The sequence below is a fragment of the Aeromonas sp. s6 genome (assembly GCF_040907815.1).
GTDB classification, from domain to species: domain Bacteria; phylum Pseudomonadota; class Gammaproteobacteria; order Enterobacterales; family Aeromonadaceae; genus Aeromonas; species Aeromonas caviae.
Genome location: NZ_JBFOCN010000120.1, coordinates 59,554 through 69,132 on the forward strand (window position 1 = coordinate 59,554; position 9,579 = coordinate 69,132).

A 9,579-nucleotide genomic window follows, 5' to 3' on the forward strand; every position below is an offset into this window, starting at 1 on the left:
TAAATTCACCGCGAGCCCCTCCCCAATGAGCCCATATGCCAGTCCCAATGACCATCGGCGGTATCACTATCTGGAGCTGGCAAATCGGCTCAGGGTCTTGCTGATCTGTGATCCCGAGACCGACAAATCCGCCGCCTCCCTGGCGGTGAATACCGGCCACTTCGACGATCCTGCCGATCGCCAGGGCATGGCCCATTTCCTCGAGCATATGCTGTTTCTCGGTACCCGCACCTACCCCAAACCCGGTGAGTACCAGCAATTCATGAGCCGTCACGGGGGCAGCAACAACGCCTGGACCGGTACCGAGTTCACCAACTTCTTCTTCGACATCGACAACGGCTTCTTCGAGGCGGGGCTCGACCGGTTCTCCCAGTTCTTCATCTGCCCCACCTTTGCACCGGAGTGGGTCGACAAGGAGCGCAACGCGGTGGACTCCGAGTACCGCCTCAAGCTGCAGGACGACGTGCGCCGCAGCTACCAGGTGCACAAGGAGACGGTCAATCCGGACCACCCCTTCTCCAAATTCTCGGTGGGCAACCTCGACACCCTGGCGGATCTCCCCGGCCGGGATCTGCGTTCGGATCTCATTGCGTTCTACGAAACCCACTACAGTGCGGATCGCATGGCGCTGGTCATGCTTTCACCGGCACCCATCGAGACCCAGCTGGCCTGGTGTGATCGCTTCTTTGGTGCCATTCCGGATCGCCGCCTCGGCCCTCCGGTACTGAGCCATCCTCTCTATCGGCTCGATGATCTCGGCATTCGCATCCAGCTGACCCCGGTCAAGGAGACCCGCAAGCTGGCGCTGACCTTCCCGCTGCCGTGCGTGGATGAGTATTACGACAAAAAACCCCTCACCTTCCTGAGCCACCTCATCGGCTATGAGGGGGAAGGCAGCCTGCTCTCCCTGCTCAAGGGGCGGGGCTGGGTCAATCAGCTCGCCGCCGGCGGCGGCATCAGCGGCGCCAACTTCAAGGACTTTGGCGTGAGCTTTGGCCTCACCCCCCTTGGGCTTGAGCATGTAGACGAGATCATCGCCGCCCTGTTTGGCTATCTGAAGCTCATCGAGCGGGGCGGGGTGCAGGCCTGGCGCTATGAGGAGAAGCGCAGCGTGCTGGAATCCGCCTTCCGCTTCCAGGAGCGGGGCCGGGCCCTCGACACCGTCTCCGGCCTCGTGCTCAACCTGTTCAGCTACGGGCCGGACGATCTGCTCTACGGCGACTACATGATGCGCGAGTTCGATGAGCCGCTGATCCGGCGCTTCCTCGCCAAGCTGACCCCCCACAACCTGCGGGTGACCATCCAGGCCCCGGAAGCGAGCACGGATCGCCTCGCCCGCTGGTACCAGACACCCTACAGCGTCCAGAGCATCAGCGAGGCCGAGAAGATCCGCTGGCAGCAGAGTGAACCGGATCCCGCCCTGCACCTGCCGGCGCCCAACCCCTTCATCAGCACCCGCCTCGACGCCCGTCTGCCGGCGCTGCCCGCCGACATGCCGTCCTGCCTCATCGACAGGCCCGGTTTCCGGCTCTGGCACCTGCATGAGCATCAGTTCAGCGTGCCCAAGGGCAGCCTTTATATCTCCGTCGACAGCGAACATGCGGTCAAGAGCCCGCGTCACATCGCCATGGCGCGTCTGGCCGTGGAACTGCTCACGGATCACCTCAACGCCCTCACCTACCCGGCGGAGCTCGCGGGCCTTGGCTACCAGATTTATGCCCATCAGGGGGGCTTTACCATCAACCTCAGCGGCTTTGCCGACAAGCAACCGCTGCTGCTCGACATGATCCTCGGCAACCGCACCCTGGGGTATCCGGATCCGGCCCGCTTTAGCGAGATCAAGGAGCAGCTTATCCGCAACTGGGAGAACCAGTCCAAGACCCGCCCCATCTCCCAGTTGTTCAACCAGCTCACCAGTTTGCTGCAACCCAACAACCCGCCCTTCGAGCAGCTGTTGCGCCACCTGCGCACCGTCGAACTCGGGGAGATGCCCGGCTTCGTCTCCGAGCTCTTTGCCAGGGTGCATCTGGAGGCCCTGGTACACGGAGACTGGACGGCCGCCGAGGCCCTCGAACTCGCGGCCCTGCTGGAGCGCCACCTCGGTGCCAACAGCCAGCCCAGCGCCGAGACCCGCCGCCCCCTCATCTCCATCCAGGACAGAGGCACCCTCATTCGCGAGCAGGGGTGCGATCACGAGGACTCGGCGCTGCTGGTCTACTACCAGTCCCGCACCACCCGGGCGCGGGATCTCGCCTGCTTTACCCTGGCGAACCACATCATGTCCTCTACCTTCTTTCACGAGCTGCGCACCCGCCAGCAACTGGGGTATGTGGTGGGCGCCGGCAACCTGCCTCTCAATCGCCATCCGGGGCTGATCTTCTATATCCAGTCGCCGGTGGCGGGACCGCAGATCCTGCTCGATGCGGTGGAGGAGTTTATCGACCTCTTCCCGCTCGCCATGCTCGAATTTACCGAGCAACAGTGGCAAGAGAGCAAGGCGGGGCTGCAAGCCCAGTTGAGCGAGCGGGATGCCAACCTGCGCAGCCGCGGCCAGCGGCTCTGGGTCAGCATCGGCAACAAGGATCTGGGGTTTGATCAGCGGGAACGGGTCTGCGACGAGGTGGGCAAGTTGAGCCGCGCCGATCTGGTGCGCTTTATCACCCAGCTGCGATCGCGCACCTCCGATCGGCTGATCCTCTGCAGCTATGGTCAGGGGCACGAACATGACGAGCGGATCACCGGCCAGTTTATCGACGATCCACGGGCATTTCGGCTCAACGCCGCCACCTTCGAAGGCTGACCTCCCCTGTTGGCAACGCGCAGGCAATAAAAAGCCGACCCTGTGGGGTCGGCTGGAAAAACCATAATCAATTGCGACCAGAGCCGCCAAAAGTGAACATGAGCGTGAAAATCAGACACTGGGTTGATGTTCGACCGGCGTTCAAACCAGAGCTCATCGGTCGGCACCAGCAGTGATTGAGAAACAGCCTCATCTTAGGCATTTCCCTGATTTTCCACGTTGATCTATGTCAAAGGAGGTAAAACAAGCGCCACTTCCCTCGTTGGCAGCGGCCTCGCGCCCTCCTCAGCCCCGGCGGATAAGCCGGTAAGCCACCTCGTCGAAATAGGAGAGCTGCCCCGAGAGCACCCTGGGGTGATCCAGCTCAGCCCCCCGGCCCAGCACCTCGACACCAAAGTCGCGCTCAAACAGGGTGCGCACCTCCATCTCCCCCACCGAGAACGGCGGCTGTAGCTGCTGCTCGGGCTGATACTCGAGGGTCACCAGCAACACCTGCCCTCCCGCCTCCACCAGGCGGCTCATCAGGGCGGCATACTGGCGGCGCATGGCGCCCGGCAAGGCGATGAGGGCCGCCCTGTCATAGACCAGGCGATAACGCTGACCAAGCTCCGGAGCGGCGAAGAAGTCCCCCTGATAGATGCGCAGATCCTCGTGCCGGTGGCACTGATAGGGACCCACCTCGCTTCTCTCTGCACTCAGGTTGTTCTCGTCAAAAAACTGGGTAATGGCGAGCTCGGAGAGCTCGAAGCCATCCACCGGATGCCCCTGCTCACGCAGCCAGAGCATGTCCCGGGACTTGCCGCAAAGGGGCACCAGCACGGGGTCGCTCCCTTGCTGGGCCGACCACCAGGATTGCAGCCAGCGGTTGAAATCTGCCTGATGAAAGCCAATCCGGTTCTCTTTCCACTTCTGGTGCCAAAATGCCGCTTCCATCATCTTCCTCTCGTCATCTGCAATGGTGCATCACTATCACAACTTCACCGAAGTGGCGCAAGCCCCATGATCCCGCCCCTGTGCAAGAGAACGCCCACGATGGGCAGGCCTCAGGCCACGACCCCAGGCAGGCTTGTCGCCATCGCTGCCAGCCGGGTCAGGATCTGCGCGAAGGTGGGTCGCCGGGAAGGCACCTCAAAGCCGCACTCTCTGGCCAGTCGATGAAGGGGGTCAAGGTCGGCGTCGCCCCCATTACAGCGCGCCAGCAGCTCGGCCAGCAGGCAGCCAAAGGCCCGCACTTCCAGGCGCTCCAGCCGCCCGGCCAGCACCTCATCGGCGCGGTCGTAACAGGAGGCGGCACCAAAGTCCCCGAGCAGCACCCGGCCCGGCGCCTCCTGCGACGAGTGAGGCATCGCGGGCTGCAAGGAGTACAGCAGGTTGTGTGCGTAGAGATCGCCGTGGAGGATGCCCCGCTCGTGCAGGTGCCGGGCGGCCGCAGCCACCCCCTGCACCATGGCCATCACCTGGGCCGGGGTGAAGTTCAGATCCTCCCCATAGACATCCCGGGTGCAGGAGTCCAGGCTCGGGGGGCCCGCCAGGGTGGCGAAGGCGGGGTCTATCAGGGGCATCACCAGTGCCGGGATGCCGGAGGGATGATCGCTCACTCTCCCCATCACACCGACCAGGTTTGGATGACGACCGGCGGCCAGGGACGCAGTCATCTCGCTCAGGGGCAAGCCATCGCTGGTGACGGCCCCCTTGAAGAGCTTGACCGCCACCGCCCCGGGCCCTTCGGCACCCGCCCACTCGGCGCGATAGATGACGCCGGATGCTCCCTCCCCGAGCACATCCCCCAGTGAGAGCGCCTGCCAGGGGATCTCGGTAGTGAGCTCCGATGTGCCGTTCAGACACGCCTGCTCATCACAGAATGGGTTGCCCGCAAAGGCCAGCCAGGACAGACGCGGCATCGAGGGCAGCCAGCTCGGCAGCGCTGGCAGGCGGTTGGCGGCGATGCGCAAAAGCTCCAAACGGTGGCAACCGGCAAGCGTCTCGGGAAGCTCATGTAGCCGGTTGCCAGAGAGCATCAGCTTTTGCAGGGCGTCGCACTGCCCCAGCTCGTCCGGCAGTCGTTCAATGGCATTGTCGGTCAGGATCATCCAGCGCAATCTGGCGGGCAGGGAGGCGGCCGGGACGGTCGCGATGCGGTTGGCCTTGAAGCCCACCATGGTGAGCGCTGGGCAGCGCCCCAGCACCTCGGGCAGTTCGGTGAAGTTGTTCTCGGAGCAGAAGAGGATGCGCAGCTTCTTGCATTCGGCCAGCGTGTCAGGCAACTCGCTCAGCTGGTTGCCGGTGAGATCCAGCACCTCCAGGGTCTCCTTGAGGCTCAGGATCTCGGGAGGGAACACCGCGAGGTTTTCAGCAAGTTTGAGGTGGCGGGCGCCGCAGAGTTCGCCTGCGCGAAGCTGTTCCAGGGTATGCATGGGATCGTCTCTATCAACATTCGGGCTTGCGGTGGCTCACTGCGGGGCACTCCCCCCAGACCACAAAGGAGGGGCATTATAGGGAATGACGGCCAAAGATGGCCGATTTTCTTGCAACGCCTTCTCTTGCAAAGGCCCCCCATCGCCACATTCCCGCTCTCCGTTGCCATGAACCATCCCGGTCGCGCTTGGGTGGTTGAACATTTGGTTGGCGCCATATAGTATGGCGCCATACAAAGTCATTCGAGACTCACTATCATGATCACGTTGGAACAGAAACACCTCGCCCTGCTCGAGGATGCAGAGCGCCGCGGACACGCGGACACCCAAAACATACGCGTCTGCTTTGAGGTGTTGACCCTCGCCGCTGCCATCGATCAGGCGTGCGCGGCGCGCCTGGCCCCTCACCGCCTCTCCGAAGGCAAGTTCGTGCTGCTGTTTTTGCTGCGCGACCTGCCACAAGGGCTGGCCCCCCACGAGCTTGCCGACAAGGCGGGGGTCACACGGGCCACCATCACCGGCCTGCTCGACGGGCTGCAACGGGACGGCCTGCTGGCTCGCCACAGCGACAGCCAGGACAGGCGAAAGATCTCGGTGCGCCTGACAGAGCAGGGCCAGGCCCTGGCGCAGCACCTGCTCGATGAGCACAGCCAGTGGATAGGCTCCCTGTTTGCCGGGTTCGATCAGGCAGAGCGAGAGACCCTGAGTACCCTGCTCAAGCGGGCCTGGCTCAACGTCATCTCATCCCGGGCAGGCTGCACAGAGGCCGCCACAGAGGAGCACCCATGACACGCAGCCGCATCACGGATATCGCCCCCTCGCGCCTCGCCCAGCTCAACCGGGGAGAGATAGAGGCAAGCAACCTGACCGAATGCCTGGCGGTGGATTTTGCCGCCCTGATGCAGTGCACCCTGCCTTCGCTCGAGCCCCAGGCGCTGGCGTCGATGCACGCCGCATCCGGGGAGGGCATTACCCGGCGCATGGCCCTGGCCGCCAGGCTGCTCCTGACCGAGAACGGCATGAGGGATCTTGCGGCGCTCAGCCGTCATCCCTCCGATACCGTGCGGGGCTGGGCCTGTTTCATGGTGGGCGCGAGCGAGGGGCTGTCGCTCAGCGACCGCCTGGCCCTCATTCGCCCCCTCGCCGATGACCTGCACTTTGGGGTGCGCGAGTGGGCCTGGCTCGCAATGCGAACGACCATTGCTGCGCAGCTGGAGGTGGCCATTGCCGCCCTGGTGCCCTGGACGGCGGAGCCGTCCGAGCGACTGCGACGCTTTGCCAGCGAAGCGACCCGGCCCCGCGGCGTCTGGTGTACCCATCTTGCGTCCCTGCGACAAGCACCGGAGCAGGCCCTGATGCTGCTCGAGCCCCTCAAGGCCGATCCCGCCCCCTATGTGCAGGACTCCGTTGCCAACTGGCTGAACGATGCGAGCAAAGACAGGCCACAGTGGGTCACTGACCTCTGCGCGCGCTGGTCTCGCGAAAGCCCCAGTCCCGCGACAATCCGGATTTGTCAACACGCCTTGCGCACCTTGCGCAAGGGCCAACTCCCGAAGGAACCCCTATGACCCACTATCTGGCAGAGCTCTACACCCCCACTCCCGCCTGGCTGGCACTGAGCCAGACGGCCCGTCAGCAGTTCTTCGAGGCCATTGGCACAGGCATGGCCAACCTCGCCGCCCTCGGGGTGGAGCCCATCGCCCTGGGCGAGACCGATGCTACCACCCTCCATGGTGCGCCCCACCCCTTCTTCGCCATCTGGCGCGGGCCGGATGCCGCAGCCATCGAGGCCCTCGTCCAGGGAATAGCCGCATCGGGCTGGCACGACTACTTCGAGACGGTCAACGCCACCGGCGCCGGTGTCTCCCTGGGCGAGCACCTTGCACAGTTGGCCGCCCTGCCCTGCGCCGCCACATCCAGCCCCGCCCAGGCCTGATAACCCCTAAAAGAGCGTTACCCCACCAGGCTTTGCGTCAGTGCCGCCGACACCGGTGGCACTGTTTTCCATACCCTGCCCTTGCAAACCTAGGTCACCACCACCTGGGAAAGCGGCGCCACAGCCCCGCTCCCTTCCCACTCCCTTCATAAAACGCGGATATCTCCTGATGCCGTGATGAGCCATCGCCGATGGCACAAGTGAGCAAGATCCGGGTCGTCGTGACAAAGGTTCGCCGCCATAGTGCTTTCAAACCAACAGTGCTTTCGACCCCCCCCAAAGCTTTGAACCAAAGGAGGGTTGAACCAAAGGAGGTTTGAACCAGGAGGGGGTTGAACCCATCCACTTGTCTGCCAACCCTGCATGAGCGTCGCCACCTGGCGCCATGTACATCTCGCGAGGGAACTGCCATGTCATTACTGTCCAACAAGGTCGCCATCATCACGGGAGCCAGCTCCGGTATTGGTCGCGCCAGCGCCATCCTGTTTGCCCGGGAAGGAGCCAGCGTCGTCGTCGGCGCCCGCCGCCAGCCCGAGCTGGATGCGCTGGTGGAGGAGATCCGCCATGAGGGGGGGCAGGCGGTGAGCCTGGCGGGAGATGTGAAAAGCGAAACCTATGCCCGCGCCCTGGTGGATCTCGCACTGACCCGTTTCGGCGGACTCGATATCGCCTTCAACAACGCCGGCACCACGGGGACACCGGGCAGCGTGCCGGGGCTTGAACTCGCGCAGTGGCAAGAGACCCTGGATACCAACCTCACCAGCGCCTTTGTGGGGGCCAAGTACCAGATCCCCGCCATGCAGGCACGCGGGGGCGGCTCGCTTATCTTTACCTCCACCTTCGTCGGCCATACCCTGGGGCTGCCCGGCATGGCGGCCTATGCCGCGAGCAAGGCAGGCCTCATCGGCCTGACCCAGGTGCTGGCCGCCGAATATGGGGCACAAGGGGTGCGGGTCAACGCCCTGCTGCCGGGGGGCACCGACACCCCCATGGGGCGGGCCTTTACCGATACACCGGAGAGTCTCGCCTTTGTGCAACAACTCCACGCCCTCAAACGGCTGGCCCAACCGGAGGAGATCGCCCGCTCGGCCCTCTATCTGGCGTCCGATGCATCCAGCTTTACCACCGGCATTGCTCTGCTGGCCGATGGTGGGGTATCTATTTGTCGCACATGACCTTGTCGCCCCAAGATCCTGCGACCGCAACCTTATCGTGAGAGCGCCTTATGTCTGATTACGCCCGCATCGCCGATGCCATCCGTTTTATCGCAAGCCAGGTGGCGCACCAGCCCACCCTGGACGAGATAGCGGCGCACGTGCACTTAAGCCCCTTTCACTTCCAGCGGCTGTTCAGCCGCTGGGCCGGGGTGACGCCCAAACGCTATTTGCAGGTGCTGACCCTGGAGCGGGCCAAGGCGCTGCTGCAGGAGTCTCGCCCGCTGCTGGAGGTGGCCGATACCCTGGGCCTTAGCAGCGGCTCGCGGCTCTACGATCACTTCGTACAGCTCGAAGCGGTGACGCCGGGCGAATACAAGCAGCGCGGGGCCGGTCTGGTTATCGAGCACGGGGTGCACGACACCCCCTTCGGCCAGGCGTTTGTCGCCCTGACCCCACGGGGAATATGCAACTTCTCGTTTCTCGATGAGCAGGCCCCACAAACGCCGCTGAGTGCCCTCGCCCAGCGTTGGCCTGAGGCAGAACTGCGAGAAGCGCCATCACGCACCCAGGGGGTCATCCACACCATGTTCGATGGCAGCAAGGCGCCGGATCGCCCCATCTCCTTGCACGTGAGCGGCACCAACTTCCAGATCAGCGTCTGGCGGGCGCTGCTGCAGATCCCGCCCGCCAAGGTGGTGAGCTACGCCCAGGTGGCGAGCGCCGTTGGCAACCCCAAGGCCGCCCGCGCCGTGGGGCTGGCGGTGGGTGCCAACCCCGTCGCCTTGATGATCCCCTGCCACAGAGTCATCCAGCAAAACGGCAGGCTCGGCGGCTATCACTGGGGCGAGACCCGCAAACAGGCGATACACGCCTGGGAAGCGGCAAGGTATGAGTGAACTCGGCCTTTTCTGCCCGGCCTGATGAGGAGAACAGGAATCTTGGTAGTGAGTCAGCAGACAATCCGACTGCGCCAGGGAAGGTGCGAACAAGTCCCTGATATGAGATCATGTTTGTCATCTGGAGCCATGGAGCAGGGTTCATCATGAGTCATCAACTTACCTTCGCCGACAGTGAATTCAGCAGTAAGCACCGTCAGACCAGAAAAGAGATTTTCTTGTCCCGCATGGAGCAGATCCTGCCATGGCAAAACATGGTGGAAGTCATCGAGCCGTTTTATCCCAAGGCTGGTAATGGCCGGCGACCTTATCCGCTGGAAACCATGCTACGCATTCACTGCATGCAGCATTGGTACAACCTGAGCGATGGCGCGAT

At 63.6% G+C, this 9,579-nt stretch carries 9 protein-coding genes; 7 read left to right on the plus strand and 2 right to left on the minus strand.

Translation table 11 applies throughout. The features are described 5' to 3' along the window. Positions 1-25: 25 nt before the first annotated feature. Complete coding sequence (locus AB5Y50_RS18310; RefSeq protein ID WP_010674559.1) at positions 26-2,800, plus strand: insulinase family protein; 2,775 nt, start codon at positions 26-28, stop codon at positions 2,798-2,800. 285 nt (positions 2,801-3,085) lie between these two features. Here the strand turns inward: AB5Y50_RS18310 and AB5Y50_RS18315 are convergent, their stop codons facing one another. Together AB5Y50_RS18315 and AB5Y50_RS18320 are read right to left on the minus strand one after the other, a co-directional pair. Beyond that, complete coding sequence (locus AB5Y50_RS18315) at positions 3,086-3,733, minus strand: thiopurine S-methyltransferase (protein ID WP_010674558.1); 648 nt, start codon at positions 3,731-3,733, stop codon at positions 3,086-3,088. Positions 3,734-3,843: 110 nt separating this feature from the next. Next, complete coding sequence (locus AB5Y50_RS18320) at positions 3,844-5,214, minus strand: leucine-rich repeat-containing protein kinase family protein (RefSeq protein WP_010674557.1); 1,371 nt, start codon at positions 5,212-5,214, stop codon at positions 3,844-3,846. 258 nt (positions 5,215-5,472) lie between these two features. Here AB5Y50_RS18320 and AB5Y50_RS18325 point away from each other — a divergent pair, with 258 nt between their 5' ends. From AB5Y50_RS18325 to AB5Y50_RS18350, 6 genes are all read left to right on the plus strand, one after another. After that, positions 5,473-6,003 carry a MarR family winged helix-turn-helix transcriptional regulator gene (locus AB5Y50_RS18325; RefSeq protein ID WP_029314450.1) on the plus strand — a complete coding sequence of 177 codons (531 nt, stop codon included), beginning with the start codon at positions 5,473-5,475 and terminating at the stop codon, positions 6,001-6,003. Beyond that, positions 6,000-6,782: a DNA alkylation repair protein gene (locus AB5Y50_RS18330; RefSeq protein ID WP_010674555.1), complete on the plus strand. Its 783-nt coding sequence runs from the start codon at positions 6,000-6,002 to the stop codon at positions 6,780-6,782. The genes AB5Y50_RS18325 and AB5Y50_RS18330 overlap by 4 nt, the downstream gene beginning before the upstream one ends. Further along, the gene (locus tag AB5Y50_RS18335) at positions 6,779-7,150 is read left to right on the plus strand and encodes a DUF6616 family protein (RefSeq protein WP_010674554.1); all 372 of its coding nucleotides are present in this window, start codon (positions 6,779-6,781) and stop codon (positions 7,148-7,150) included. Before AB5Y50_RS18330 ends, AB5Y50_RS18335 begins: the two co-directional genes overlap by 4 nt. Positions 7,151-7,560: 410 nt before the next feature. Further along, entirely contained in the window at positions 7,561-8,325 is a 765-nt protein-coding gene (locus tag AB5Y50_RS18340) for an SDR family oxidoreductase (protein WP_010674553.1), read from the plus strand. Between the two features lie 50 nt (positions 8,326-8,375). Then, on the plus strand, positions 8,376-9,203 hold the full coding sequence (locus AB5Y50_RS18345; protein ID WP_010674552.1) for a bifunctional transcriptional activator/DNA repair enzyme AdaA: 828 nt from the start codon (positions 8,376-8,378) through the stop codon (positions 9,201-9,203). A 146-nt stretch (positions 9,204-9,349) separates the two neighbouring features. Then, positions 9,350-9,579 (plus strand): transposase (locus tag AB5Y50_RS18350; RefSeq protein ID WP_368162399.1); only part of this gene is annotated, 230 nt, incomplete at its 3' end.

Coding starts and splice junctions, on each gene's coding strand:
- AB5Y50_RS18320 (WP_010674557.1), bottom strand. CDS start 5,214: ATGCATACCCTGGAACAGCTTCGCGCAGGCGAACTCTGCGGCGCCCGC.
- AB5Y50_RS18330 (WP_010674555.1), top strand. CDS start 6,000: ATGACACGCAGCCGCATCACGGATATCGCCCCCTCGCGCCTCGCCCAG.
- AB5Y50_RS18315 (WP_010674558.1), bottom strand. CDS start 3,733: ATGGAAGCGGCATTTTGGCACCAGAAGTGGAAAGAGAACCGGATTGGC.
- AB5Y50_RS18340 (WP_010674553.1), top strand. CDS start 7,561: ATGTCATTACTGTCCAACAAGGTCGCCATCATCACGGGAGCCAGCTCC.
- AB5Y50_RS18325 (WP_029314450.1), top strand. CDS start 5,473: ATGATCACGTTGGAACAGAAACACCTCGCCCTGCTCGAGGATGCAGAG.
- AB5Y50_RS18345 (WP_010674552.1), top strand. CDS start 8,376: ATGTCTGATTACGCCCGCATCGCCGATGCCATCCGTTTTATCGCAAGC.
- AB5Y50_RS18335 (WP_010674554.1), top strand. CDS start 6,779: ATGACCCACTATCTGGCAGAGCTCTACACCCCCACTCCCGCCTGGCTG.
- AB5Y50_RS18310 (WP_010674559.1), top strand. CDS start 26: ATGAGCCCATATGCCAGTCCCAATGACCATCGGCGGTATCACTATCTG.